At 68.7% G+C, this 26,039-nt stretch carries 20 protein-coding genes and 1 pseudogene; 12 read left to right on the top strand and 9 right to left on the bottom strand.

The genetic code is table 11. From position 1 onward, the window contains the following. Positions 1-6 precede the first annotated feature (6 nt). Entirely contained in the window at positions 7-522 is a 516-nt protein-coding gene (tssB, locus tag HSX14_RS15135; RefSeq protein ID WP_111264316.1) for a type VI secretion system contractile sheath small subunit, read from the bottom strand. Positions 523-616: 94 nt separating this feature from the next. Next, complete coding sequence (gene tssA, locus HSX14_RS15140; protein ID WP_173175573.1) at positions 617-1,651, bottom strand: type VI secretion system protein TssA; 1,035 nt, start codon at positions 1,649-1,651, stop codon at positions 617-619. Between the two features lie 403 nt (positions 1,652-2,054). Between tssA and tagH the strand changes: the two genes are divergently transcribed. The 12 genes from tagH to tagQ all read left to right on the top strand — a co-directional run bounded on the left by tagH (position 2,055) and on the right by tagQ (position 19,779). Beyond that, positions 2,055-3,698, top strand: coding sequence for a type VI secretion system-associated FHA domain protein TagH (gene tagH, locus HSX14_RS15145; protein ID WP_173175564.1), 1,644 nt, complete (start codon positions 2,055-2,057; stop codon positions 3,696-3,698). Between the two features lie 69 nt (positions 3,699-3,767). Next, complete coding sequence (tssJ, locus tag HSX14_RS15150; protein ID WP_173175562.1) at positions 3,768-4,247, top strand: type VI secretion system lipoprotein TssJ; 480 nt, start codon at positions 3,768-3,770, stop codon at positions 4,245-4,247. A gap of 18 nt (positions 4,248-4,265) precedes the next feature. After that, a complete protein-coding gene (gene tssK / locus HSX14_RS15155; protein ID WP_173175560.1) occupies positions 4,266-5,600 on the top strand; it encodes a type VI secretion system baseplate subunit TssK in 1,335 nt (444 codons plus the stop codon). Positions 5,601-5,606: 6 nt separating this feature from the next. Next, entirely contained in the window at positions 5,607-6,965 is a 1,359-nt protein-coding gene (locus HSX14_RS15160) for a DotU family type VI secretion system protein (protein ID WP_173175550.1), read from the top strand. Beyond that, positions 6,962-10,477, top strand: coding sequence for a type VI secretion system membrane subunit TssM (gene tssM / locus HSX14_RS15165; RefSeq protein ID WP_173175548.1), 3,516 nt, complete (start codon positions 6,962-6,964; stop codon positions 10,475-10,477). The genes HSX14_RS15160 and tssM overlap by 4 nt, the downstream gene beginning before the upstream one ends. Then, complete coding sequence (gene tagF, locus HSX14_RS15170) at positions 10,474-11,169, top strand: type VI secretion system-associated protein TagF (protein ID WP_111264723.1); 696 nt, start codon at positions 10,474-10,476, stop codon at positions 11,167-11,169. The genes tssM and tagF overlap by 4 nt, the downstream gene beginning before the upstream one ends. After that, complete coding sequence (locus HSX14_RS15175) at positions 11,169-11,897, top strand: PP2C family protein-serine/threonine phosphatase (RefSeq protein ID WP_173175546.1); 729 nt, start codon at positions 11,169-11,171, stop codon at positions 11,895-11,897. Before tagF ends, HSX14_RS15175 begins: the two co-directional genes overlap by 1 nt. A 19-nt stretch (positions 11,898-11,916) precedes the next feature. Beyond that, entirely contained in the window at positions 11,917-15,060 is a 3,144-nt protein-coding gene (locus tag HSX14_RS15180; RefSeq protein WP_173175544.1) for a serine/threonine-protein kinase, read from the top strand. Beyond that, the gene (locus tag HSX14_RS15185; RefSeq protein WP_173175542.1) at positions 15,060-15,776 is read left to right on the top strand and encodes an ABC transporter ATP-binding protein; all 717 of its coding nucleotides are present in this window, start codon (positions 15,060-15,062) and stop codon (positions 15,774-15,776) included. Before HSX14_RS15180 ends, HSX14_RS15185 begins: the two co-directional genes overlap by 1 nt. Then, positions 15,776-16,981, top strand: a complete 1,206-nt coding sequence (locus tag HSX14_RS15190; RefSeq protein WP_173175540.1) for an FtsX-like permease family protein — start codon at positions 15,776-15,778, stop codon at positions 16,979-16,981. The genes HSX14_RS15185 and HSX14_RS15190 overlap by 1 nt, the downstream gene beginning before the upstream one ends. Beyond that, the gene (locus HSX14_RS15195) at positions 16,974-18,671 is read left to right on the top strand and encodes a formylglycine-generating enzyme family protein (protein WP_173175538.1); all 1,698 of its coding nucleotides are present in this window, start codon (positions 16,974-16,976) and stop codon (positions 18,669-18,671) included. The genes HSX14_RS15190 and HSX14_RS15195 overlap by 8 nt, the downstream gene beginning before the upstream one ends. 148 nt (positions 18,672-18,819) lie before the next feature. After that, positions 18,820-19,779 (top strand): type VI secretion system-associated lipoprotein TagQ, encoded by a 960-nt coding sequence (gene tagQ, locus HSX14_RS15200; protein ID WP_173175527.1) that lies wholly within the window; start codon positions 18,820-18,822, stop codon positions 19,777-19,779. Positions 19,780-19,971: 192 nt separating this feature from the next. On the opposite strand, the gene HSX14_RS31635 is transcribed toward tagQ, so the two are convergent. The 7 genes and pseudogenes from HSX14_RS31635 to HSX14_RS15230 form a co-directional block, all read right to left on the bottom strand. Next, positions 19,972-20,520 (bottom strand): methyl-accepting chemotaxis protein, encoded by a 549-nt coding sequence (locus HSX14_RS31635; RefSeq protein WP_228723623.1) that lies wholly within the window; start codon positions 20,518-20,520, stop codon positions 19,972-19,974. A gap of 45 nt (positions 20,521-20,565) precedes the next feature. Beyond that, positions 20,566-21,297: pseudogene (locus tag HSX14_RS31640) on the bottom strand (PAS domain-containing protein); the annotation flags it as partial. A 120-nt stretch (positions 21,298-21,417) separates the two neighbouring features. Continuing rightward, entirely contained in the window at positions 21,418-22,497 is a 1,080-nt protein-coding gene (locus HSX14_RS15210) for a protein-glutamate methylesterase/protein-glutamine glutaminase (protein ID WP_173175523.1), read from the bottom strand. Further along, positions 22,494-23,003, bottom strand: coding sequence for a chemotaxis protein CheD (locus HSX14_RS15215; protein ID WP_173175522.1), 510 nt, complete (start codon positions 23,001-23,003; stop codon positions 22,494-22,496). Before HSX14_RS15215 ends, HSX14_RS15210 begins: the two co-directional genes overlap by 4 nt. Beyond that, a complete protein-coding gene (locus HSX14_RS15220) occupies positions 22,996-23,805 on the bottom strand; it encodes a CheR family methyltransferase (protein ID WP_173175520.1) in 810 nt (269 codons plus the stop codon). The genes HSX14_RS15215 and HSX14_RS15220 overlap by 8 nt, the downstream gene beginning before the upstream one ends. A 13-nt stretch (positions 23,806-23,818) precedes the next feature. After that, positions 23,819-24,349: a chemotaxis protein CheW gene (locus tag HSX14_RS15225; RefSeq protein ID WP_173175518.1), complete on the bottom strand. Its 531-nt coding sequence runs from the start codon at positions 24,347-24,349 to the stop codon at positions 23,819-23,821. A 54-nt stretch (positions 24,350-24,403) separates the two neighbouring features. Further along, positions 24,404-26,038, bottom strand: coding sequence for a methyl-accepting chemotaxis protein (locus HSX14_RS15230; protein ID WP_173175516.1), 1,635 nt, complete (start codon positions 26,036-26,038; stop codon positions 24,404-24,406). Position 26,039 lies beyond the last annotated feature (1 nt).

The following is a 26,039-nucleotide window of genomic DNA, read 5'->3' on the forward strand; positions in this document are numbered from 1 at the left end:
TTCCTCTTAAGCTTGCGGCTCGTTGTCTTGCGGCTTCGGCGCGCTGGCCAGCGCCTGCAGCAGGGCCGGGTCCTTGATCGCTTTCATGATCAGCTCTTCGGCGCCGGTCTTGCCGTCCATGTAGGTCAGCAGGTTGGCGAGCTGGGTGCGGGCTTCGAGCAGCTGGTTCAGCGAGTCGACCTTGCGCGCCACGGCGGCGGGGCTGAAGTCGTCCATGCTCTCGAAGGTGATGTCCAGGGACAGGTTGCCGTCGCCGGTCAGGGCGTTGGGCACGTTGAACGCGACGCGCGGCTTCATGGCCTTGAGGCGCGAGTCGAAGTTGTCGACGTCGATCTCCAGGAACTTGCGGTCGGCAACGGCGGCCTGGGGCTCGGCCGGCTTGCCGGCGAGGTCGGCCATCACGCCCATGACGAAGGGCAACTGCACCTTCTTCTCGGCGCCGTAGAGTTCCACGTCGTACTCGATCTGGACGCGGGGCGCGCGGTTGCGTGCGATGAATTTCTGACTGCTGGTGCTACCCATGGTGCTCCTCCTTCGCTGCCTGTGCGGCTGTGTTGGCGTCATCGGCCGCTAGCCGGTAACGGATGCGTGAACCCGCTTCGAATGTGCCGTGCACTTATTCGGACTCGGGGCCCCGCAAATTCTCGAACTGGGACATCCCATCCGGGATCAGGTTGCGCACGATCGCTGCGAAATCCGCCGTCACCAGGGTCTTGGCACGCTTGAGCAGGATCGGCACCGGGCTCGATGGCTCCTGGCGCGCGTAGTACTCGAGGATGCGATCCAGGGTCTTGAGCACGTCGTCGCGGTTGGTCACCTCGCCGGAGATGCGCGGCGTGGCGCGAGCGGCCGGCGCGGAGTCCGGGGCGTCGGCGTCCGTGGCGGTGTCGTCACCTGCCGCGGCCTCGTCGGCGCCGGCGTCGTCACCGGGGGCCTGGTCCTTGTGGATCTGCAGGGCGTGGCGCAGCAACTGCTTGAGGGCTCCGAGGTCGGCGCTCTGGGCCGAGCCCACGCGATCGGAAAGGGTCGACTCGATGGTGGCCAGGGCGGCCTGGGCATCGGTCAGGGCGTTGCGGGTACTTGCGAGGAGCGCATCGTCGCTGTCGCGGAAGGCACCCTGCAGCTGCTCGGCCGTCAGCGTCTCACTGGGGAAGCGCTGCAGGTCGAGGGCGTTGAGGGCGGCACGCACGCTCACCGAGCCGAAGGCCCGCGAGCTGGTCAGGCTGCTTTCGCGCAGCAGTTGTATCACCGGTTCCGCCGCCAGCCCGGTGAGGGCGTTGATGCGGAAGGTGGGGTCGTTGTCATCGTCGGCATCGAGCTGCGGGTAGAGGCCGTCCCAGAACTGGGTCAGCAGCTCGCGCACCAGGATCAGGCCCTGGGCGAGTCCCGGAATCCCTTCGAGAGCCAGGTTGCTCTGCAGGAAGTAGTTGGCGATGCGCAGGTCCTTGCTGCGCTGCAGCAGTTCGCTGGAGAGCTCGCGGACATCGCGCCACACAGGGGGTTCGGCAGGGAGTACGGAGTCGCCCATCTGGCGCTCGGGCTGGCCTTGGGCAATACGTTCCAGTTCGAGATACGCAGCGTCGTATTCGAGGTCATCACCACAGGGCGATTCAGCGGAAACAGGGGATAGCAAACGCGACACATCCACCACGGTGGGTGTTCTCCTTGTCAGGCCTCAGAGGGAGGGCAAGCTGTATTCAGAGTGAACGCACGGCCTGATCACAGTCCTTTGGATCAACGTTCCGATGACGCCAATTTCATGGCTTCACCCGCTGCAACTCTTTTCCATTCTTGGGGTCGTATTTCGCCCTTGTCAAGACAATCCCAGAGCACAAACGACAGATGTGCACCAGTCCACGCTAGCCTCTTTCGGCTGTCATTTTTGTCTTTTTTCGATCTAAGATATTTCGGCTAAAGCCACGCAAATTTTCCGTTCGCCTGTAGGAACATATGTATGGCAAAGGGCCACGTGCAGAACAGGGATCGGATCGAAGTTGCACGGCATCGAAGGGACTCGGTGCTCGCGTCCACAGTGAGAAGTGCAAGGAGTCGCAATGCCACTGCGTTTGACCATCACCAGTTATCACAAGCTGACCCCCGGCCAACGTCCCGAGGTGGAGCTTGATCGTGGTGAGTTGAGGATTGGCCGCAGTGCCGAAAACGATTGGGTCCTTCCCGATCCCGAGCGCCTCGTCTCCAGCCAGCACTGCACCATCCAGTTCCGTGACGGCACCTACTACCTGACCGACACCAGCACCAACGGCGTGATGCTCGCGCAGTCGGGCGTGCGCCTGCGTCGCGGCAACAGCGAACCGTTGATCGATGGCGAGATCCTCAAGCTCGGCGAGTACGAGATCCTCGTCCAGGTGCAGGGCATGAGCATGCAGCCGGTGAGCGCCGCGCCGATCGGCACCGGCGGCGACCCGTTCAGCAGCTTCGACGCGCTGATGAGCCGCCAGTCGGGTGCCGCGTCCATTCCCGAGCCGCTGGCGCCACCGCCGGCCTCCATGGCCCACATCCAGGGCGGCGGCTCGCCGCTGGACACCAAGCCCGACCTGTTCGACTTCCTCAATCCGCCGCCGGCCGCCGCGCCGTCCATCCCGGATCACGTGCCCGCCGAGCGCCATGACTTCCGTCCGCCGACGCCGATCCCCAGCTTCGAGCCGACGCCGCCGCCCGCTGCCATTCCGTCGGTTGCGCCGGCCGCATTCGCCGAACCCGCCGGGGCCGCACCGGCCATTCCCGCCGACTGGGACCCCTTCGCCGACCTCGGCCTGACCAGCCCCGCGCCACAGCATGCGCCGGCCGTTCCTGTGCCGATGCCCACTGCCGCCGCGCCGCTGGAGCCCGCGCCGGTGGCGGTCGAATTGCCGGCGGATTTCTTCAGCAATCCGCCCATCGGCCATGACGCCGCGGCGACCTCCATCCCGGCGCCCGTCGCCAGTCCCCAACCGCTCGCCCAGCCGGCCGTCGCGCCGACCCCGCCCCCTGTGGCCGCGGTCGCGCCGAATCCGATTCCCGCGCCGCCAGCGCTGACGCCCACCGCGCAGGCCACCCATGCCGCCGCGGTCTCGACGCCGGCTGCCGCGCCGGCCCCGGCCGATGAAGACGGTGCGCTGCTCGACGCCTTCCTGCGGGGCGCAGGCCTGAGCCAGCTGCGCATCGACCGTGCCGAGGCGGTGGCGCAGATGGAGTCCATCGGTCGCAGCTACCGCCTGATGGTGGAGGGGCTGGTGGATGTGTTGCGCGCCCGCTCCAGCCTCAAGGGCGAGTTCCGCATGGCGCAGACCATGATCCGCCCGGTGGAGAACAACCCGCTGAAGTTCGCCCCCAACGTCGACGAGGCGCTGCTGCTTCTATTGCGCCATGGCAACGCCGCCTTCATGCCGCCGGACCAGGCCGTGGGCGAAAGCTTCGACGACCTCAAGGCCCACCAGCTGGCGGTGATGGCCGGCGTGCAGGCGGCCATCAAGCACATTCTCAAGCGCTTCGAGCCGTCGGTGCTGGAAGCGCGGCTGAGCAAGCCCTCGGGGCTCTCGGCCTTGCTGCCGGGCTCCCGGCAGTCGCAGTACTGGGAGCTGTTCACCGACCTCTACGCGAGCATCTCGCGGGAGGCCGAAGACGACTTCCAGGATCTTTTCGGGCGCGAGTTCAGCCGCGCCTACGAGGAGCACAGCGCCAGACTTCGCGGGCACTGACCCGGCAACCCACTGGGTGCCCGGCAGCCGGCCCCACGGAACAACAGCAGTCATTGAGGACGAATCGAAATGCCAAGGATTCTACTGGTAGCCGTAGTAGCGCTTCTGGGCGCATGTGCTTCCGAGCCACCGCCGCCACCGCCGCCCACCGTGGTGCAGCTGCACATCGAGGCCTCCAGCGACGTCAACCCGGGCCCGGGCGGGCAGGGTGCGCCGGTGCGCGTGCGGGTCTTCGAGCTCAAGAGCGCCACCGCCTTCAACCGGGCCGACTACTTCTCCCTGGTCGAACAGACCCAGGCCACCCTGTCCACCGACCTGGTGGCCCAGGACGAGCTGCTGGTCAAGCCCGGCGACAAGCAGATGCAGGAGCGCAAGCTCGATGACGCCACCCGCCAGTTCGGCATCGTCGTCGGCTACCGCGAGCTCGACAGCGCGGTCTGGCGGGACGTGATCACCGTGCCCCTGAACCAGACCAGCGCCTACAGCGTGAAATTCGGCGCCCATGCCATCAGCGTCTCGCCGGCTCCCATCGCCGAGCCGGCCAAATAGATAACGGAGAGTTCGTCCATGTCCTGGAACAACCGAGTGGTCTGGTCTGAGGGGATGTTCCTGCGTCCGCAGCACTTCCAGCAGCACGACCGCTACCTGGAGTCCCTGGTGGAAGGCCGCTGCCGCTCGCTGCAGGCCGGCGGCTGGGGTTTCTCCGAGCTGAAGATCGACGAGGCCCTGCTCACCCAGGGCAAGGTGGCCATCGTCTCGGCCCGTGGCGTGCTGCCCGACGGCACCCCGTTCGACATCCCCGGCGACGACGTGGCCCCGGTGCCGCTGGACGTCGAGGACGGCCTGCGCGACGGCATCATCTACCTGGCCCTGCCGCTCAAGCGCGCCGGTGCCCGCGACACGGTGGAGGAGGGCGAGGCCCTCGGCGGCGCGCGCTACCAGAGCAGCGTGCGCGAAGTGCGCGACGACAACGCCCCCTTCGAGAGCCGCGCCCCCGTCTCCATCGGCGGGCGCGCCCTGCGCCTGCTCACCGCCCGTGACGGCCTCGGCGAGTACGCCGCCGTCGGCGTGGTGCGGGTCGTGGAAAAGCGTGCCGACCGCTCCCTGGCCCTGGACGAGAGCTACATCCCGCCACTGCTGGACGTCGCCGCCTCGCAACCCCTGGCGGCCTTCCGCAGCGAGCTGCTGGGCCTGCTCCACCAGCGCGGCGAGGCCCTGGCCGGCCGCGTGGTCGCCTCCGGCGCCGGTGGCGCCTCGGAAATCGCCGACTTCCTCCTGCTGCAACTGGTCAACCGCGCCGAGCCCCTGGTCTCGCACCTGGCCAGCATCACCCCGCTGCACCCGGAATGGTTCTACCGCGAGGCGGTGAGCCTGGCCGGGGAGTTCTCCACCTTCTCCGCCAGTGGCCGTCGCCCGGCACAGTTCCCTGCCTACGAGCACGACGACCTGGCCACCACCTTCGCCCCGGTCATGCTCGCCCTGCGCCAGGCCCTGTCGATGGTCATCGACAGCCGCGCCGTGCCCATCCCCATCGTCGAGAAGGCCTACGGCGTGCACGTAGCGATGCTGGCGGACAAGAGCCTGCTGGACAACTCGGCGTTCATCCTCGTGGTGCGCGCCGACGTGCCCGGCGAAGCCCTGCGCTCGCGCTTCCCGCAGCAGGCCAAGATCGGCTCCGTGGAGCACATCCGCGACCTGGTCAACCTGCAGCTGCCGGGCATCGCGCTGCTGCCGATGCCGGTGGCGCCGCGGCAGATCCCCTACCACGCGGGCAGCACCTACTTCGAACTCGACCGTGGCAGCGACCACTGGAAGCAGCTGGTGCATTCCGGCGGTTTCGCCTTCCACATCGCTGGCCAGTTCCCTGGCCTGAACCTGGCCTTCTGGGCCATCCGGAGTTAATTCGCGATGCATCCAATCGACGATCCCTTCGGCGGCCCGCCCGCCGGTGGTGGCAGCGGCGGCAACGGCAACAACGACCGCACCATGATCATGCCGCGCCCCGGTGGCCGCGCCCCGGACCCGGCCGCGCCGCGCTACGACGCGCCCACGCCGCCGCCCGCCGGCCCCGCGCCCACGGGCCCGATGCTCACCGCGCGCGGCCAGGGCCTCAACCCCCTGGAAGCCGCCGCCGGCCCGATGCTGGCGTTGCTCACCCGCCTGCGCAACACCATCGCCCACCCGATGCCCGCCAGCCTGCGCGCGCAACTGCTGGGCTACCTGCGCCAGTTCGAGGAGAAGGCCCGCGCCGCCGGCATCGCCCAGGACGAGGTGATGCTCAGCCGCTACGTGCTCTGCACCGCGCTGGACGAAGCCGTGCTCAGCACCCCCTGGGGCAGCGGCAGCGACTGGAGCAAGCAGAGCCTGCTGATCACCCTGCACAACGAGGCCTGGGGGGGCGAGAAGGTTTTCCAGCTGCTCGACCACTGCCTGCAGAACCCGCGCCAGCGCCTCAACCTGCTGGAGCTCCTGTACCTGTGCATCAGCCTCGGGTTCGAAGGCCGCTACCGGGTCATGAACGACGGCCGCAGCCAGCTCGAAGCGCTGCGTGAACGCGTCGCCGCGACCATCCGCAGCACCCACGGCGAGATCGAGCGCGAGCTGTCGCCGCACTGGCGCGGCCTGGTGGTGGCGCGTGATCGCCTGCGCCAGTTCCTGCCGCCCTGGGTGGCCGTGGCCATCGGTGCCGCGCTGCTCCTGGCGCTGCTGTTCGGCATGCGCCTGAAGCTGGCCGCCGAGGCCGAGCCGGTGTTCAAGAACCTGCATGCCCTGGGCGACGTCCCGGTGCAGACCATCGACCGTCCGCCGCAGCAGCCGAAGATCGTCGAGCGCCCGCGCCTGGCCGGCTTCCTCGCCGATGAGATCCGCCAGCAGAAGGTGGCGGTGGAAGACGCCGTCGACCGCTCCGTGGTGACCATCCGCGGCGACCAGCTGTTCGCCTCCGGCAGCGCCACCATCGCCGACGATTTCCAGCCGCTGCTGCTGCGCATCGCCGAAGCCATCCGCAAGGTGAAAGGCAATGTGCTGGTCACCGGCCACAGCGACAACCGGCCCATCGCCACGCTGCGCTACCCGTCCAACTGGAAGCTGTCCCAGGACCGCGCCCAGCAGGTGATGGACGTGCTCGCGGCCAAGAGCGGCCAGCCCGAGCGCTTCCGCGCCGAGGGCCGCAGCGACACCGAGCCGGTCGCATCCAATGACACCGCCGACGGCCGTTCGCGCAACCGTCGGGTGGAGATCACAGTCTTTGCGGAGGGCGTCGAGTGAAGGCGTTTTTCAGTTTCCTCGCCCGCTGGGTGATACCGGTGCTGGGCCTGATCGCCCTCAGCCTGGTGATCTGGTTCGTCGGCCCGCTGATCGCCATCGGCGACGTCGAGCCCCTGGCTTCGGCCACCGTGCGCTGGGTGCTCATCATCCTGCTGTTCGCCGTGTGGATCGGCTGGCGCGTGCTGCGCATCATCCAGGCCCGGCGCAACGCCGCCAAGGTGATGCAGGGCCTGGTCGCCGTGGCCCCGGATGCCGCCAGCGTGGCCACCAGCGAAGAGCTGGCCACCCTCAAGCAGCGCATGGACGAGGCCCTGGTCCTGCTCAAGCGCGCCAAGCTCGGCGGCAACGAGCGACGCAACCTCTATGAGCTGCCCTGGTACGTGATCATCGGTCCGCCGGGCTCCGGCAAGACCACCGCGCTGGTCAACTCCGGCCTCAACTTCCCGCTGGCCGAGCAAATGGGCAGCGGCGCCATCCGTGGCGTCGGCGGCACCCGCAACTGCGACTGGTGGTTCACCGACGAGGCCGTGCTGCTCGACACCGCCGGCCGCTACACCACCCAGGACAGCCACGCCCAGGTGGACAAGGCCGCCTGGCTGGGCTTCCTCGACCTTTTGAAGAACCAGCGCAAGCGCCGCCCCATCGACGGTGCCTTCGTGGCCATCAGCCTGTCCGACCTGCTGCTGGGCAGCGAGACCGAGCGCGCCGCCCACGCCCGTGCCATCCGCGCCCGGGTGCAGGAGCTCTACGCCCAGCTCGGCGTGCGCTTCCCCATCTACGTGATGCTCACCAAGCTCGACCTGGTGCCGGGCTTCATGGAGTTCTTCGACTCGCTGAGCAAGGAAGACCGCGCCCAGGTCTGGGGCATGACCTTCGCCCTCGACGACGGCAAGAGCGCCGAGGGCCCGCTGTCGGTGTTCGGCAACGAGTTCGCCCTGCTCGAGCAGCGCCTCAACGAGCGCCTGGTGGAACGCCTGCAGCAGGAACGCGACCCCGCGCGGCGCGACCTGATCTACGGCTTCCCGCAGCAGTTCGCGGCCCTGCGCGATGCGCTGTCGAGCTTCCTCGACGGCGTGTTCAAGCCCAACCCCTATGAAGAGCGCGCGCTGCTGCGTGGCGTCTACTTCACCAGCGGCACCCAGGAAGGCAGCCCCATCGACCGCCTGATCGGCGCCATGGCGCAGAGCATGAACCTCGACCGCCAGCACCTGGCCCGCCAGACCGGCACCGGGCGCAGCTACTTCATCGAGCGGCTGTTCCGCGAAGTGGCCTTCGGCGAGCGCGGCCTGGTCGGCGCCAACCCCAAGGTCGAGCGCCAGCGCAAATGGATGGCCCGCGGCGTGCTCGCCGCCACCGCGATCCTGGTCCTGGGCATCGCCGCCCTCTGGTTCGCCAGCTTCAGCGCCAACCGCACCTACATCGCCGCCGTCGACGGTCGGGTCAAGCCGCTGCACGGCGAGCTGCAGGGCCTGAGCCCGGCACAGCGCGACGTGCTCGCGGTGCTGCCGCTGCTCAACGCCATCCGCAACGTGTCCGGCGATGCGCCGAGCTGGGCGGAAGGCTACGGCCTCTACCAGGGCGACATGCTCGGGGCCGAAGGCGCCAGCGTGTACCGCAAGCTCCTGATCGCGGTGATGGCCCCCCGGGTCATGGCCCGTATCGAGGAACAGCTGCGCAGCGGCGGCTCCTCGGACTTCCTCTACGAGGGCCTTAAGGCCTACCTGATGCTCGCCGACCCGGAACACTACGACGGCGACTTCATCAAGGCCTGGGTCGCCCTGGACTGGGACCGCAGCCTGCCGCGCGACCTGGTGCCCGAGCAGCGCCAGGCGCTCAACGAGCACCTGGCCGCGCTCTACGACCGGGAACCGCCGGCCGTGCGCCTGGACGACAACCTGGTGCAGGACACCCGTCGCCAGCTGCAGCAGCTGTCCATCGCCCAGCGCGTCTACGACCGCGTCAAGCGCCAGAAGCTGCCTCAGGGCCTGCCGGACTTCCGCATCAGCGAAGCCGCCGGCCGCGACGCCGCCCTGGTGTTCTCGCGCAAGAGCGGCAAGGCGCTGAACGACCCGCTGTCGGGCTTCTTCACCCAGCGCGGCTACCGCGAAGTGTTCATGGTCTCCAGCCTGAGCCAGTCGGGCACCCTGGCCGAGGAGCAATGGGTGCTCGGCCGCACCATGGACGACACCCAGGACGCCGCCAGCCTGGCCCTGGAAGTGCGCCAGCTGTACTTCCAGGACTACCTGCGCCAATGGGACGCGCTGCTGGCCGACATCGACTTCGTCGCCATCACCAGCACCGCCCAGGCCGCCGACGTGCTGCGCGTGCTGTCCGGCCCGCAGTCGCCGCTGAAGAAGCTGCTCGAAGCCGTGGCCAAGGAGACCGACCTGCAGAAGGAAGAGCGCCTGGCCGCCGAGAAACTCAAGGGCACCAGCGACACCGTCGGCAAGCTCAAGGATCGCCTCGGCTCCCTGGTGGGGCAGGGCGACGACGCCCCGCAACAGCCGCAGGCGCCGAGCGAGGACCCGATCACCGCGCACTTCGCTGAGCTCAACAGCCTGGTGGCCAGGAACGACAACGAGCCGGCGGCCATCGACGGCCTGCTGGCGGACATGAACGCCCTCTACGTGCAGATCAGCGCCATGAGCGGTGCCAGCGGCGACGCCCTGCTGGGCGAGGCGAAGAACCAGGCCCAGGCCGCCGCCCAGCGCGTCAGCCTCGGTGCCGAGCGCCAGCCGCCGCTGGTCCAGGGGCTGGTCAAGTCCGTGGTCAGCGCCACCACCAGCACCATGATGGGCGGCATCCGCAACCAGCTGAACGCCGCCTGGACGGCCGAAGTGGTCAACGTCTACCGCCAGTCCCTGGCCGGGCGCTACCCGCTGGACCGCAACAGCACGCGCGATGCCACCCTGGACGACTTCGGCGCCTTCTTCGGCGTCGGCGGGGTGATGGACAGCTACTTCCGCAAGTACCTGCAGCCCTACGTCGACACCTCCGCCACCACCTGGCGCTGGCAGCCGGGGGCGGCGGAGAAGCTCGGCATCGGCTCCGGCGTGCTGGGCACCTTCCAGCGTGCCGCGCAGATCCGCGACGCCTTCTTCCGCTCCGGCAACACCACGCCCATGGTGCGCTTCGAGCTGAAGGCGGTGGCCATGGACGCCGCCATCGACCAGTTCCAGCTCGACCTGGACGGCCAGCAGTTCAGCTACGACCACGGCCCCAGCCGGCCGGTGGCCATGCAGTGGCCGAGCCCCAACAGCCTGGGTGTGGTGCGCCTGACCATCTCGCCGCCGTCGTCCAGTGGCCGTTCGGGCATCACCATGGAAGGCCCCTGGGCCTGGTTCCGCCTGCTCGACCAGTCGGACCTCACCCAGGGCAACGCGCCGGACCGCTTCACCCTGCGCATGCGCGTGGACAACGCCAGCATCTCCAGCGAGCTGCGCGCCAGCAGTGCCTTCAACCCGTTCCGCAGCCGCGTGGTCACAGGCTTCGGCCTGCCGGAGCGCCTATGACGACGGCGGGCTTCTACGGCAAGCTCGCCAGCCGTGGCGACTTCATCCATCGCGGCCTGCCCCCGGCCTTCATCGAGGCCTGGGACCAGTGGCTGGCCGCCGGCATGGCGCAGAGCCAGGCCGAGCTGGGCGGCGCCTGGCTGGACGCCTACCTGGTGAGCCCGCTGTGGCGCTTCGCGATCGCCCCGAACCTCTTGGGGAGCGAAGCCGTGGCGGGCGTGGTGATGCCCAGCATCGACCGCGTCGGCCGTTATTTCCCGCTGACCATCGCGGTGCTGCTGGATGAGCGCAGCAACCTCGGCGCCGTGGTCGGTGGCGCCGATGACTGGTTCGATCGCGCCGAGGCGCTGTTGCTCTCCACCCTGGAGCCGGAGGCCGATTTCGACGCCTTCGAGGCCGGGGTGCAGGGACTGGGCTCGCCGCTGGTGAGCCCGCGCCACGACGCGCGTCTCAGCGAGGTCGGTGCATTGCGTTACGCGGTGCAGGGCAGCGAGTCGCGACAGGCGGTACTGGCGCAGATCGCCAGCGACGGCTGCAGTTTCTGGTGGGGGCGTGGTTCAGAGCGTGTCGCGGCCGAGCTGGTGAGATTCCAGGGCTTGCCGCCGACGCGGTTTTTCAGCCGCTTCCTGGTGGGCGAGGGCGCCGTCGAGCAGCCCGCCGGCATCGGGCAGATCGATTTCGGGAGCCTGTGATGCCACTGCCTCCGGTTGCGCAATACCGATCAGCCAGCCACAGCCACGTCGGCATGGTCCGCCAGGTCAACGAAGACGCCTGCCTCGACGCCGGCGACTACGGCCTCTGGGTGGTCGCCGACGGCATGGGCGGCCATGCCGCCGGTGACTACGTCAGCAACCTGATCGTCGATACCCTTCGCGGCGTGCAGTACGGCGACGGGCTCGATGCCTATGTCGACGCCCTGCGCGCGGCGCTGATACACGTCAACACCCTGGTGCGCGCGGAAACCCGCCAGCGCGGGGTGAGCACCATGGGCAGCACGGTCGTCGCGCTGGCGGCGCGGGGCAGCGAGGGGACCTGCCTGTGGGCCGGCGACAGCCGCCTGTACCGCCTGCGCGAGGGCAAGCTGGAACCCATCAGCCGCGACCACAGCTACGTGCAGGAACTGGTGGACAGCCACCTGCTCAACGAGGCCGAGGCCAAGGTGCACCCGATGGCCAACATCGTCACCCGCGCGGTGGGGGTGCAGGACGATCTGGAACTGGAAGAAACGAGGTTCGTGGTGCTGCCCGGCGACAGCTTCCTGCTGTGCAGCGACGGTCTGAACAAGACCGCGGAGGACCACGAGCTGTGTGAAGTGCTGGGCCACGAGGACCCCTATCAGGTGGTTCGCAGCCTGGTGCATCTGGGCTTGACCCGGGGCGCGCCGGACAACATCACGGCGGTAGTCGTCAAAGCATCCTGAAAAAGAAAAAAAGACCAGCATGGACATAGAAATTCCGGGGTATGAAATCGAACGCGAGCTGGGCGACGGCGCGATGGCCGTGGTCTACCTGGCCACCCAGCGTTCGCTGGAGCGCAAGGTCGCGCTGAAGGTGATGGCCGCGGCGCTCGCCGCCGACGCCAGCTTCTGCGAACGCTTCCTGCGCGAGGGCAAGACCCTGGCGCGGCTGTCGCATCCGCACACCGTCACCATCCACGACATCGGCAACGTCGGCAGCCTGTACTACATGGCCATGGAGTACCTGCCCAACGGCACGCTGAAGGAGCGCATCAGCGCCGGCCTCAGCCCCGAGCAGGGCCTGGTGTGGCTGCGCCAGATCGCCTCGGCACTGGGCTACGCCCACGCCCAGGGCCTGGTGCACCGCGACGTCAAGCCGGCCAACATCCTGTTCCGCGCCGACGGGGGCGCGGTGCTCTCGGACTTCGGCATCGCCAAGGCGCTGGACGATCGCACCCAGTTCACCCAGGCCGGCTTCGCCGTCGGCACCCCCAGCTACATGAGCCCCGAGCAGGCGCGCGGCCTGGAGATCGACGGCCGCGCCGACCTCTACGCCCTGGGCGTGGTGCTCTACGAAATCCTCACCGGCAAGCTGCCCTACGTCGGCTCGGACTCGCTGTCCACCGCCCTGGCGCACCTCACCGAACCGCTGCCGGAGCTGCCCATCGCCCAGGGACGCTACCAGGAGATCCTCACCCGCCTGCTGGCCAAGGACCCCAAGGATCGCTACCCGGACGCCGCCGCGCTGATCGCGGCCCTCGACCGCCTGCCGAGCCAGCCCGCGGCGGCCCCGGCCGACGACGATGGCGCCACCCAGTTCCGCCCCCTCGGCCTGCCGCCGACCCCGCCCGCCGCGCAGGCCGGCAGCGGCATGACCGGGCTGACCCCGGTCTCGGTGACCATGCCGCCGCTGGACGCCCCCGCGCCGCCGACCCAGGTCACGCAGCCGGCGACCCCGCCGGCCACGCCGCCCAAGGCCGGCAAGGCCAAGCGCGCCTCGGTGCTCGACACCGAGCTCAGCGCCGCCGCCGGCCAGCCCACCAGCGGCCCCAACCGCGCGCCGCTGATTGCCGCCGCCGGCCTGGCCGTGCTCGGCCTCGCCGGCCTCGGGGGTGGCGCCTACTGGTGGCTCAACCAGTCGCCGGCCAAACCCGACACCGCCCAGGTCGACGGTGGCCAGGTGCAAGGCGGTGCCGGCGGCACCACGCCGGACGAAGGCGGCAAGAGCGCCGACACCGGCGGCCAGGTGGCCACGCCCGTGGGCAACCAGGACGGTGGCAGCCGCCCGCTGATCATGGCCGGCAAGAAGACCCTGTTCGAGCGCGTGCTGAGCAAGCCCGGCGCACGCTTCGCCAGCGCCCCCGGCGCCCAGGCCGACGGTGCGCCGGTGCCGGCCTTCTCGGTGTTCTACGTGTACGCGCGCAAGGTCGTGGGCGGCACGCCCTGGGTCGAAGTCGGCGCCTCCAGCGACGGCCACCGCGATGGCTGGCTGCCCCTGGACAAGCTCAGCGACTGGAAGCAGAGCCTGGTGCTGAAGTTCACCGAACGCTCCGGCCGCTCGCCGGTGATGTTCCTGCGTGACCCGGAGCAGGTGGAGCTCTACCTGGCCGATTCCAACAAGGCGCGCAACGCCGTGCACCAGGCCCAGTTCGGCGACAGCACCGACCCGGAGATCGTCGCCATCGAGCCCGCCGCCAGCGCCATCCCCCAGGACCAGTTCTACCTGCTGCCGATCTTCGATTCGCGCGAGAGCTTCGACGCCAGCGGCCAGCCGGTGCAGCTGCTCAACGTCGCCTCCATCGACCCGGGCGACACGCCCCAGGTGAAGGGCGAGGGCAGCGCGCCGGCGGCGAAGACCGATGCCTTCCGCACCGCCATCGTGCTGGTGGTGGACACCTCGGTGTCCATGCAGCCCTACATCGACCGCGTGCGCGATGTGGTGCACGAACTGCACAACCAGATCGCCGCCCGGGGCGAGCTGGACAGCGTCAGCTTCGGCATGGTCGGTTTCCGCAGCAACACCGACAAGACGCCGGGCCTGGAATACACCGCCAAGACCCTGGTGAGCCTGGACGAGGGGCGCGACCCGGACCAGTTCCTGCAACTGGCGCAGCAGGTCAAGGCCACCAACGTGTCCAGCCACGACTTCAACGAGGACGCCTTCGCCGGCGTCATGGAAGCGGTCGACGGCATGGACTGGAGCGGCTACGGCGGGCGCCTGATCCTGCTGGTCAGCGATGCCGGCGCGATCCGCAAGAACGACCCCCTGGGCCGTACCCAGATGAACGAGGCCGAGGTGCGCGAGGCAGCGCTGCGCAAGCAGATCAAGATCTACGCCCTGCACCTGAAGACCGACGCCGGGAAGAAGAACCACGGCTTCGCCGAGCAGCAGTACCGCAGCCTCACCGCCGACGCCAACCCGCAGATCGGCGACCTGTACATCCCGGTCGCCGGTGGCGACGTGAAGAAGTTCGGCGACAGCATCGGCGAGATCGGCAGCGTCTTCGCCGACCTGGTGCACAAGGTGCGCAGCGATGCGCCGCTGGAGGCACCGGTGGCGGGCAACAGCATCGCCGCCAAGACCGCCGCCATCGGCTACGCCATGCACATGGACTTCCTCGGCCACAAGTCCCAGGCCCGCGCGCCGCAGCTGGTCACCGCCTGGACCTCCGACCGCGACCTGACCAACCCGCAGCTGCCGGCCTTCCAGGTCTGCGTGCTGCTGACCAAGCTGCAGCTCAACGACCTGCAGCAGTCGCTGAAGGTGATAGTCGACGCCGCGCGCCGCACCCAGAGCTCGCCCAAGGACTTCTTCCAGGAGATCGCCAGCGCCAGCGCGCACATGGCCCGCGACCCCTCGAAACTGGCCCGTGGCAGCAACCTGGCCGAGAGCGGCATCCTCGGCGAATACCTGGAAGGGCTGCCGTACCGCAGCAAGTCGCTGAACATGAACCAGGACCTGTGGCTGTCGCTGTCGGTGGCCGAGCAGGAGGACTTCATCGACGAGCTGGATTCGAAGATCCGCCTCTACGAGACCTTCCACAACGACACCGCCAACTGGGTGCGCTTCGGCGACGCGGCGCCCGGCGACGCCCTCTACCGCGTGCCGCTGTCGACGCTGCCCTGATGCTCAGGCTTCGTGACCTGCGCAAGACGCGGGGGCAGGGCGCCCAGCGCTACAGCCTGGAAATACCCAGGCTGGACCTGCGCGCCGGGCAACGCCTGGCCCTGGTCGGCCCCAGCGGCAGCGGCAAGAGCACGGTGCTCGACCTGCTGGCGCTGATCCTCTCGCCGGACGCCGGCGGGGTGATGGAGTGCGAGCTGGACGGGCGCGTGCGCGACGTCGCCGCGCTGTGGAAGCAGGGGCGCAACGACGAGCTGGCGGCCCTGCGGGGGCGCGGCATCGGCTACGTGCTGCAGACCGGCGGCCTCTTGGGCTACCTCGACGTGGCCGGCAACATCGGCCTGTCCCGCGCGCTGCTGGGCATGCCGGACGACGACACGGTGCGCCACCTGGCCAGCCACCTGGAAATCGCCGATCAACTGGGCAAGCGCCCGTCAGCGCTCTCGGTGGGGCAGCGCCAGCGCGTCGGCATCGCCCGCGCCCTGGCCCACCGGCCGCGCCTGCTGCTGGCCGACGAACCCACGGCGTCCCTCGACCCGATCAACGCCGAGCGGGTGATGCAGCTGCTGGTCGAGCAGGCCCGGTTGCATGACCTGTGCCTGGTGGTGGCGACCCACGACCAGGCCCTGGCCGCCCGCGCCGGGCTGGCTCCCTTGCCCCTGGCGCTGCAGCGTGGCGTCGATGGCGGCGTCACCGCCACCCTCGCGGAGGCCGGCTGATGCGCAAGGGCCTGCTGGCCGCACTGGCCTGGCACGACTACCGCAACGAGGCGCGGCTCTCGGCCTGCGCGGTGCTCGCGCTGGTCGCCGTGGTCGCACCGCTGCTGGTGCTCTTCGGCCTCAAGCACGGCCTGGTCAGCACCCTCACCGAACGCCTGGAACGCGACCCCGCCGTGCGCGAGGTGATCCCCCTGGGCGGCGCACGCTACACCCTGGACAGCATCGCCGAACTCGCCGCGCGCCCCGAGGTGGCCTTCGTGGTACCGCGTACCCGGCAGATCGCCGCCACCGTCGACCTGCACGCCGATGGCGGCAGCCAGCCGCTGACCGTGGAGATGGTTCCCACCGCCGAGGGCGACCCGCTGGTGCCACCCGCACAACTGCCCCAGGGCAGCGGCGAGGTGGTGCTCAGCCAGCGCGCCGCCGAGCGCCTGGGTGTGAAGGCGGGCGACGAACTCACCGCGGCCTTCGGTCGCTCCGTATCCGGCATTCCCGAGTACCAGCGCACCCGCGTGAAGGTGAAGGCCGTGCTGCCCCTGGAGGTCTTCCAGCGCCAGGCCCTGTTCGCCCGCCTGGACCTGCTCGAGGCGGTGGAGGACTACCGCGACGGCCTGGCCGTGGAGCGCTTCGGCTGGCCGGGCCGCGAAGCCGCCAGCGCTGCGCGGTCACGGGTCTACCCCGGCTTCCGCCTCTATGCGCGCGACCTGGACGCGGTGGAGGCGCTGCGCCTGCATTTCGCCGGCCGCGACCAGGAGGTCGCCACCCAGGCCGAGGCCATCGCCCAGGTGCGCTCGCTCAGCCGCAACCTGACCCTGGTGTTCTGGATCATCGCCGGGCTGGCCCTGGCCGGCGCCTTCGCCGCGATGGCCGCCAGCACCCTGGCGGCGGTGGAGCGCAAGCGCCGCGAACTCTCGGTGCTGCGCCTGCTGGGCTTCTCCACCGCCGCGCTGGTCTTCTTCGTGGTGCTGCAGGCGCTCTACACCGGCACCTTCAGCCTGGCCCTGGCGGGAGTGCTGTACCTCGTCGCCGAGGCCGGGCTCAACCAGTTGTTCCAGTCGGCGGCGGGCGAATATGCCTGCCGGCTGCTGTTCTCCCATTACCTGCTGGCGTTGCTGGCGACCCTGGCCTGCAGTGCGCTGGCCGCGGCGACCGGTGGCTGGCGCGCGGCCCGAATCGAAGCTTCGGAAGGACTACGTGATGTTTAAGTTGCTGACAGTCGCATTCTCACTGTCCCTGGCGGTGGCCACGGCGCACGCCGAGCCGAACCCGCTGTACAACCCCAAGCCGCTGCCGGACGACGTCAGCCTGCCGCTGCCCTGCGAGGGCGAGATGGTGTTCCGCTACGTCTACGTGCTGGCCAAGGGCACCCTGGACGATCGCGAAGTGAGCCTCGGCTACCCCTTCAGCGAGGGCGAGACCGGCTACCAGCAGTCGTTCATCTCCGGCTACCGCCGCGATTTCATCAACGGCCAGTTCACCCTCTCGGACCTGTCCAAGGACTGGCAGTCCAAGCTTTCCGGCAGCCTGCCGAAGCCGGAGAAGGGCACGCCGCTCAAGCCGATGCTGTACTTCGTCGGCAAGTACGAAGTGACCCAGCGCCAGTACGACCTGGTGATGGCCCAGGCGGCGTCCCTGGCCGGCCAGGGCGAGCCGCCGGCCTGCGAACCGGCGCCGGCCGGCATGGCCTCGCGCCTGCCCAAGGTCAAGCTGTCGCGCTTCGAGGCCGAGCGCTTCGGCGCCGTGTACAGCGCCTGGCTGCTGAAGAACCACCGCGACCTGCTGCCCATCAGCGGCCGGGGCGGCAAGGCCGAGGACGGCGGCATCGGCTTCGTGCGCCTGCCCACCGAGGTGGAATGGGAATTCGCCGCGCGCGGCGCCCACGCGGTGAGCCGCCAGGAGCTGGAGGCGCGGCTGTTCCCGCGCAAGCAGGAAGGCGTCGAGGGCGACGGCCCGCTGGGTGACTGGGCGGTGTACAACCAGGTCGCCGGCGGCACCGGCCAGGCGGCGCGCCTGCTGCCCATCGGCCTGAAGAAGCCCAACCCCATCGGCCTGTTCGATGTCATCGGCAACGCCGCCGAGATGGTCCAGGAGTCCTTCCAGCTGGTGCACGCCGGGCGTCGCCAGGGCACCTACGGCGGCTTCGTGGTCAAGGGCGGCAACTACCTGGAAGGGGAGATGACCCTGTTCACCGGCATGCGCCGCGAGTACCCGCTGTTCGCCGCCGACGGCACCGAGCAGCAGAACGAGACCACGGGCTTCCGTGTCGCCCTCGGCGCGCTGTCGGCCCCGCGCTCGCGCTACAAGGACCTGTTCGAGCAATGGAAGGCCGAGGGGCGTGCCTCCTCGCTCACCGACGAGATCGCCGACGACCAGGACCCGACCCAGCTGCTCGACAGCATCATCGCCAGCAGCGCCGACCCCGAGCTGCAGGGGCGCCTGGCGCTGGTCAACGAGGAGCTCAAGCGCAACATCTCGCTGATTGCCAAGCAGCGCGAGGAGGCGGCCGGCAACCTGATCCAGTCCGCCGCGCTGGTGGCCGAGACGATCAACAACTACAACATCCGCCTGACCAACCTGAAGAAGAGCCGCGACCAGGCCAAGGCGGCCAAGGACGATGCCTCGGCCAAGCTCTACGAGAGCGCGATGGCCAACGGCAAGACGGCACTCGACGGCGCCGTGGCGATCTATATTGACAACCTGGCGACCGGGACCCGCTACACCGACGCGGTGATCCAGGCGCAGTTCCAGCGGACCAAGGAAGAACTCAACCGCAACCCGGTGCTGGGCAAGAGTCTCGTGACGCGCGCCACGCTTTTCGTCAAGCATGTGGGCGAGTATCGTCAGCAGCGCAGGGCGGATCCGGAGGTGATTCTGAAAGAACTGCTCGGCCCCTGAGGCCGGGCGACAAGGACGGCGCTTCGGTGGCTTCCGTGAAGCCCTAATGGATTTGCAGACCGTTGAGAAACACGGGCGAGGCCGCGATGGCAACGCAGGTGATCTCCCAACGGCCTGTTAGACAACCTCAAGAACGAGAGCAATGACCATGGCAACCCCACGCAACATTCCCGCATTTTCCGCAGTACGCACCGCACTGTTCACCGCCGTCACCTGCACCAGCGTGCTGCTCACCGGCTGCGCCGGCATGGGCTCCCCCAGCTCCAAGGTCGCGGCCAGCACCAAGGCCGAGTACTACCCGCAGTGCTACCAGCCGGTCAGCCAGCTGCGCGCCTCCGACCAGGCGATGACCCAGTCGGTCGCCACCGGTGCCATCGCCGGTGGCGTGCTCGGCGCCATCGCCGGCGGCCTGTCCAGTGACGACCACGCCGGCCGCAACGCCCTGATCGGTGCCGCCGGTGGCGCACTGGTGGGTGGCGCAGCCGGTTACTACACCGCCCGCCAGAAGCAGATCGCCGACGACAACGCGCGCATCGCCTCCTACGCCAGCGACATCGATCGCAGCAGCGGCGAGATCGACCGCAGCATCAAGTACGCCAGCGCCGCGCAGAACTGCTACCAGCGCGAATTCGCCAGCCTGCAGGCCTCGCGCAAGGCCAAGACCGTCAGCGAGACCGAAGGCCGCCTGCGCCTGGCCGAGATCGTCAGCGGCCTGAACGAGACCAATGCACTGATGGCCGCCGTCGACGGCCGTGCCGGCGAGAACATCAACACCTACACCCAGGCCTATGAAAAAGACCTGCAGACCGTCGGTGTCGAGCGCAAGGACGTGAGCCAGGTCGTCGCCGCCGAGACTCCGGTCACCCCGGCCACCACCAAGACGTCGACCAAGACCACCACCAAGACCACCACCCCGCCGAAGAAGACCACCACTGCCAAGGCAGTGCCGAAAGAGGCGGTGAGTACCGAGCGCACCCTGCAACAGGCCGAGGCCAAGCGCGCCGAAAGCCAGAAGGTCGCCAGCCGCGGCCAGACCATGGTCAGCGACGTGTGCAACAGCCCCGACATGGGTGACTGGGCCCCGGCCAGCTGCGCCTCCAAGGCCTGACCCCTCGGCGGGCCCCACCGGGCCCGCCGCCTGCATCACCCGCCCGCCCGGGCGGGTGATTGCCTTTCAGCGATACCCCTTCCCGCCGTTTCCTCGTACCCGCTGTGGGTACTGCGCGCCGTACCTGCGACAGCGTCGAGTGGACCCCCGCGTGGGCGTGGGTGACCGTCCCGGCAGGGTGTCCGGGCCGGCTCAGTTGCCCTGAAGCGCGCGGGTGAAGCGCTGGATGGTATCGACCACCCGCTGGGCACCGTCCTGGATGTTCTGGATGGCCCGGCCCGCCTCGTGGGCCAGCTGTACGCCCTGGTCTACCTTCTCGCAGCTTTCGCGCATGCTGCTGACGGCTTCCTGGGCCAGTTCATGGTTGCGCTTGACCACCTCGACGATCTCCTCGGTGGCCCGTGCGGTACGGGCGGCGAGGTTGCGAACCTCGTCCGCCACCACGGCAAAACCCCGGCCCTGCTCGCCGGCGCGCGCCGCTTCGATGGCCGCGTTGAGGGCCAGCAGGTTGGTCTGGTCGGCGATGCCGCGGATGGACTGGACGATGCTGTTGATCAGGTCGGACTGCTGGCTCACCGCGCCGATGCGCTCGGCCGCGTGGTTCAGCTCGCCGGCGATGCCCTGGACCAGCGCCACGGTACGGTTGACCACCTCCGCACCGCCCTGTGCCTCGGCGTCGGTCTGTCGCGCGGTCTGGTACGCCACCTGGGCGGCTTCCGACTCGGCCTGCTGCTCCAGCACTTCGGCGGTGATATCGGAGGCGAACTTGACGATCTTGTACAGCTTGCCGCGGGTGTCGAAGACCGGGTTGTAGCTGGCTTCCAGCCAGATCACGCCGCCGTGGCGATTGCGCCGCTCGAAGCGACCGCTGACGTACTCGCCCCGGTTCAGGCGCTGCCAGAACTGCTGGTAGCCGGGGCTGCTGGTCTCCTCCCGTGAACAGAAGATCCGGTGGTGCTGGCCGATGACGTCCTGCTCGCGGTAGCCCATCACCGAGAGGAAGTTCTCGTTGGTGGCTGCGACCTCGCCGGCAGGGGTGAACTCGATGACCGCCATGGAGCGTTTGATGGCATTGATGACGGCGTCTTCCTCCTGTTCATGCAGGAGGTTGGCGCTGATGTCGGTGGCCAGCTTGATCACCTTGGTGACCCGCCCGGAAGCGTCGCGCACCGGGTTGTAGGTGGCCTCCAGCCACACGTCGCGTCCTTGCTTGTCCAGCCGCAGGAAGCGTTCGCGGATGAATTCGCCCTGGGCCAGCCGCTCCCAGAAGCGCCGGTATTCGGCGCTGGTAGCCAGTTCCGGCTCGCAGAACAGGCGGTGGTGCCGGCCGACGATCTCGTCCAGGCGGTAGCCCATGGTGCGCAGGAAGTTGTCGTTGGCCTTGACGATGGTGCCGTCGGGCAGGAACTCGATGATGGCCTGCGATCGCTCCAGTGCTTCGCGAAGGGCCTGGGCTTCTGCCAGCTCCTCCTGGCATCGGGCCAGTTCTTGCTTGATGGCTGCACTGAACAGAATCATCTTGCTTTGCTCCAGACGGGACGCCGGGTATGCGGGGGCACACCGATCGATTCAAAAGGGCCCACCGGCACCGGCGACGGAGTGGGGAAGTCGCCGACGACGTGTCGATGGGCCGCGAACTCAGGGGCGGTCGCCCCTCAGGATGTAGGCCGGGATCTGCTCCAGGGGGATTTCCCGGTGCACCGCATCCAGCTTGCGCGCCTCCCTGGGCATGCCGTAGACGACGCAGGTGGCTTCGTCCTGCCCGAGGGTGTAGGCCCCGGCCTCGTACATTTCCCGCAGCCCGCGTGCACCGTCGTCGCCCATGCCGGTCATGATGATGCCGGTGGCATTGGCCCCTGCGGCGCGCGCCGTGGAGCGGAACAGGACGTCCACCGAGGGCTTGTGCCGGGACACCGGCGGGCCATCCACGATGTCCACCATGTATTGGGCGCCGTTGCGCTTGAGCAGCATGTGGCGACCGCCGGGCGCGATCAGTGCACGGCCGGGTATCACGCGGTCGCCGTGTCGGGCTTCGCGCACCTCGATCTGGCACAAACCATTGAGTCGTGCGGCGAAGGCCGCGGTGAACTTCTCCGGCATGTGCTGGACGATGACGATGCCCGGGCAGACCCGGGGCAGGGTGGTGAGCACCTGCTCCAGGGCCTGGGTGCCGCCGGTGGAGGTGCCCAGGGCGACGATGCGTTCGGTGGTGCGGGTCATGGCGGCCGGGCCGCCAGCCGGCAGGATGGCGTCGGCGGTGAGCTTGGGCGCCAGGGCGGGCGCAGGGGCCGAAGCGTTGCCTGGCATGCGCTTGAGGCGGGCCTGCGATGCGGCCTTGATGGCGCTCACCAGCTCTTCGGTGGCTTCGACGAGGAACTGGCGCAGGTTGCCCTGGGGCTTGGTGACGATGGCCACGGCCCCTGCAGCCAGGGCCTCCATGGTGGTGGCGGCGCCTTTCTCGGTCAGGGTCGAGCAGATCACCACCGGTGTGGGTCGCTCGACCATCAGTTTTTTGAGGAAGGAAATGCCGTCCATGCGCGGCATCTCGACGTCCAGCACGATCACGTCCGGCCAGCTGCGGTTCATTCGCTCCAGGGCGAACAGGGGGTCGGCGGCTGTGCCGATCACCTCGATGCCACTGTGGCCGGACAGGCTGCCGGTCAGCACCTGCCGCACGACGGCGGAGTCGTCGACGATCATCACCTTGATCTTGTTCATGGCGAGCAGGCCTCGTAGCGCCGACTGGCAAGTTGTTGCGGGTTGGGGTGGCGGAGCGCGACGTTGCCGCTCCACACGTCGAAGACCAGGTTGCGGTAGCCCTCGCCGCCGACGTGGCGGGCGTGGCAGGTGAGCCGATGGGCGGCCAGCAGGGCCAGGCCGGCTTCGATGTTCTTCTGGCCGATATGCCGACGCTCGCGGCTGCCCAGCATGTTGCCGCCGCCGAACAGGCTGATACGGTAGTCCGCGGCACGGGTGCCGCTGTCGCGGATCTCCTGCAGCAGCTGATGCAGGGCCGAATCGGCGTAGCGCCCGTCCGGTGCGCGCCCCGGGTGGCAGCAGCTGGGCAGCAGGTAGTGGCACATGCCCCCCAGCAGCGCCTCGCGGTGCCAGAGCACGATGGAGACGCAGGAGCCCAGCAATGTGCGCAGGCGGGTGTAGCGGTCGCCGAAATACAACTCGCCCGGCTGCAGGAACACCTCGACGACGCCCAGGGGCTTACGCATGGGGCCTCCGGTAGATCGACGGGCGCACCGATTGCAGCTCGTCACTGATGCCGTTGAGGCTCTCCGAATGGCTGACCAGGAAGTAGCCACCCGGGCGCAGGTGCGCGCAGAGGCGCTGCACCACCTGGCGCTTGGTGTCGGCGTCGAAGTAGATCATCACGTTGCGCAGGAAGATCACATCGAACACGCCCACGTCCGGCAGCGTGTTGTTGAGGTTGATCTGGCGGAACTGCACACGGTGCTTGAGGGCCGGGTCCAGCGTGAACAGCCCCTCGTTGCGCCCGGTGCCCCTGAGGCAGAAGCGCTGGCGCAGGTTACCCGGGATGCCTTCGGCGTCTTCCAGCGGGTAAAGCCCGGCGCGGGCCTTGTCGAGGATGCGCGTGCTGATGTCCGAGGCGAGGATTTCCCAGGGGCGGGCGGCGACCGCGTCGGCCAGCAGCAGGGCCAGGGTGTAGGGCTCCTCGCCGCTGGAGCAGGCGGCACTCCAGATGCGCAGCGGGCCGCTGCCGCTGCGCAGTTCGGTGCCGAGCTTCTCGCGCAGGAATTCGAAGTGCTTGGGCTCGCGGAAGAAGTAGGTCTCGTTGGTGGTGAGCAGGTCGACGGCGATCTGCAGCTCGCTCTTGTCCTTCATCAGCAACTGGTAGTAGTCGCCGTAGCTGCCCAGGCCGAAATGGCGCAGGCGCTTGCCGAGCCGTCCGGCGATGAGCTGGCGCTTGGCGTCCGACATGGCGATGCCGGCGATCTCGTGGATCATCCCGCGGAACTGCTGGAGCTCGCGGTTGGAGAGGCTCAGATCGGTCATGGCGGGCTCCTGTTCAGGCCGACTGTTGCAGGTCGGCTGCGCCGACCTCGGCCAGGCGCTGCAGATCGTCCAGGGACAGCACCTGGCCGATGTCCAGCAGCACCACCAAGCGGTCGTCGAGCTTGGCCATGCCGTGGATGAAGTCGGTGCGGATGCGGGCGCCGAAGCGGGGGGGCGGCTCGATGTCCTGGGCGGCGATCTCGATCACGGCGTTGACGGCCTCCACCAGGACGCCCATCACCTGGCGCAGGTCGTCGCGCTCCACCTCCAGGATGACGACGCAACTACGCCGGCTGATGGCGGTGTGCCCGGCGCCGAGGCGCTGGCGCAGGTCCATGATCGGCACCACGCCACCGCGCAGGTTGATCACCCCGAGCACGCAGGGCGGCATCATCGGCACCGGGGTCAGGCGGGCGTACTCGATGATCTCGCGCACGCTGCGGGTGCCGACGGCGAACACTTCGTCGGCCAGGGTGAAGGTCAGGTACTGCTGGGGCGCATCCGGCTGGGTGGCGTCGCCGGGGCGGCTGAAGACGCTGGACATGCTTCGCTCCTGGGGGCACCGGCGGTGCCCCGGTCACGGTATCTGAAGGTCGGCTCAGTGCTGGAAGCGGACGAAGCCGGCGGGTACCGCATCGTCGAAGACGTCGTCACGGTCCTCCACCACCCTGAGGGAGGGCTTGCGGACCGCACCGACCTTGCTTTTGGCACTGGCATCACGGCCGGCCTTGCCGGCGCTGGCGACCTTGAAGAAGTCCATCAGCTGCTGCAGTTGCTCGGCCTGGCCGCTCATCTCCTCGGCGGTGGCGGCCAGCTCCTCGGCGGAGGAGGCGGACTGCTGGGTGATCTCGCTGAGCTGGCTCATCGCGGTGTTGATCTGGCTGACGCCGGTGGTCTGCTCTTCCGAGGCGGCGGCGATCTCCTGCACCAGGTCGGAGGTCTTGGCGATGGAGGGCACCATCTGGTCCAGCAGGGTGCCGGCGCGCTCGGCCAGGGAGACGCTGCTCCTGGCCACTTCGCTGATCTCCTGGGCGGCCACCTGGCTGCGTTCGGCCAGCTTGCGCACCTCGGCGGCCACCACCGCGAAGCCCTTGCCGTGTTCGCCGGCCCGGGCAGCTTCGATGGCGGCGTTGAGGGCCAGCAGGTTGGTCTGGTAGGCGATGTCGTCGACGATGCTGATCTTCTCGGCGATGGTCTTCATGGCCGACACGGTGTCGCGCACGGCCTGGCCGCCTTCGTCGGCCTCACGTGAGGCCTTGCCGGCCATGCCGTCGGTGACCTTGGCGTTCTCGGTGTTCTGGGCGATGGAGGCGGACATCTGTTCCATCGAGGCGCTGGTTTCTTCCACCGAAGCCGCTTGTTCCGAGGCACCCTGGCTCATGCTCTGGGCGGTGGCGGAGATCTGCTCCGAGGCGCTGGTCAGCGCGTCGGCATTGCTGCGCACCTCGCCGATGATCTGGCCGAGTTTCTCGGCCATACCCTTGATGGCGGCGAGCATGCTGCTGGTATCACCGCCCTTGGTCTCGACGTTGACGGTCAGGTCGCCGGCGGCGATGCGGCTGACCACATCGGCTGCGTAGGCCGGCTCGCCACCCAGTTGGCGGAGCAGGTTGCGGGTGATCAGACCGCCGAGCAGGCCGACTACCACCAGGGTGATGGTCGAGAGCACGATGGAAATCAGGGTGGCCTGCTGGCGTGTCGCCTCGGCACGCTGGCCGGCTTCGCTGGCCATGCGAATGTTGTAGTCACGGTGTTTGTTGAGCACATTACGCAAGGGTTCGATGACGCTGCCTTGAAGCTGGATCATGGCGTCCCGTGCTTGTTCGTTCTGGTTGGAGCGGGACAGCACCAGCACCGCGTCCGCTTTCAGCAGGAGCTCCGAGATGATCTTGCGATCTGCGTCGAAGAGCTGTTGGTCCTCGGAGTCGACGATGGTTTTTTCGTACTCGTCGATGGCTGCCATCACATCCTGCTGGTTGGTCTTTATGGTGGCGTCGATCTCGGCCATGGTCTTGTCGTCAGTCGTCAGGATGTGGGCATAGACGTGCTGGATCTGGATATTCAGAGCATTTCGCAGCTTGTTCAGGGCAACAATGGCCGGCACCGAGTTGACGTTGGCGAAGTTGGCAACGTTGTAGACCTGGTTCATCTGCTGGTAGGCGACCCCCGAGAGCAGGAGGATGCCGAGCAGGGCGGACATCACCAGGAGGATCATTTTCTTGCTGATGGTCATT

Source organism: Pseudomonas tohonis (assembly GCF_012767755.2).
Taxonomy (GTDB): Bacteria; Pseudomonadota; Gammaproteobacteria; order Pseudomonadales; family Pseudomonadaceae; genus Metapseudomonas; species Metapseudomonas tohonis.

Bases quoted from the DNA above. Each gene is read 5' to 3' on its own strand.
- tssB (WP_111264316.1), bottom strand. From the start codon at position 522: ATGGGTAGCACCAGCAGTCAGAAATTCATCGCACGCAACCGCGCGCCC.
- tagH (WP_173175564.1), top strand. From the start codon at position 2,055: ATGCCACTGCGTTTGACCATCACCAGTTATCACAAGCTGACCCCCGGC.
- tssJ (WP_173175562.1), top strand. From the start codon at position 3,768: ATGCCAAGGATTCTACTGGTAGCCGTAGTAGCGCTTCTGGGCGCATGT.
- tssK (WP_173175560.1), top strand. From the start codon at position 4,266: ATGTCCTGGAACAACCGAGTGGTCTGGTCTGAGGGGATGTTCCTGCGT.
- HSX14_RS15160 (WP_173175550.1), top strand. From the start codon at position 5,607: ATGCATCCAATCGACGATCCCTTCGGCGGCCCGCCCGCCGGTGGTGGC.
- tagF (WP_111264723.1), top strand. From the start codon at position 10,474: ATGACGACGGCGGGCTTCTACGGCAAGCTCGCCAGCCGTGGCGACTTC.
- HSX14_RS15175 (WP_173175546.1), top strand. From the start codon at position 11,169: ATGCCACTGCCTCCGGTTGCGCAATACCGATCAGCCAGCCACAGCCAC.
- HSX14_RS15180 (WP_173175544.1), top strand. From the start codon at position 11,917: ATGGACATAGAAATTCCGGGGTATGAAATCGAACGCGAGCTGGGCGAC.
- HSX14_RS15185 (WP_173175542.1), top strand. From the start codon at position 15,060: ATGCTCAGGCTTCGTGACCTGCGCAAGACGCGGGGGCAGGGCGCCCAG.
- HSX14_RS15190 (WP_173175540.1), top strand. From the start codon at position 15,776: ATGCGCAAGGGCCTGCTGGCCGCACTGGCCTGGCACGACTACCGCAAC.
- HSX14_RS15195 (WP_173175538.1), top strand. From the start codon at position 16,974: ATGTTTAAGTTGCTGACAGTCGCATTCTCACTGTCCCTGGCGGTGGCC.
- tagQ (WP_173175527.1), top strand. From the start codon at position 18,820: ATGGCAACCCCACGCAACATTCCCGCATTTTCCGCAGTACGCACCGCA.
- HSX14_RS15210 (WP_173175523.1), bottom strand. From the start codon at position 22,497: ATGAACAAGATCAAGGTGATGATCGTCGACGACTCCGCCGTCGTGCGG.
- HSX14_RS15215 (WP_173175522.1), bottom strand. From the start codon at position 23,003: ATGCGTAAGCCCCTGGGCGTCGTCGAGGTGTTCCTGCAGCCGGGCGAG.
- HSX14_RS15220 (WP_173175520.1), bottom strand. From the start codon at position 23,805: ATGACCGATCTGAGCCTCTCCAACCGCGAGCTCCAGCAGTTCCGCGGG.
- HSX14_RS15225 (WP_173175518.1), bottom strand. From the start codon at position 24,349: ATGTCCAGCGTCTTCAGCCGCCCCGGCGACGCCACCCAGCCGGATGCG.
- HSX14_RS15230 (WP_173175516.1), bottom strand. From the start codon at position 26,038: ATGACCATCAGCAAGAAAATGATCCTCCTGGTGATGTCCGCCCTGCTC.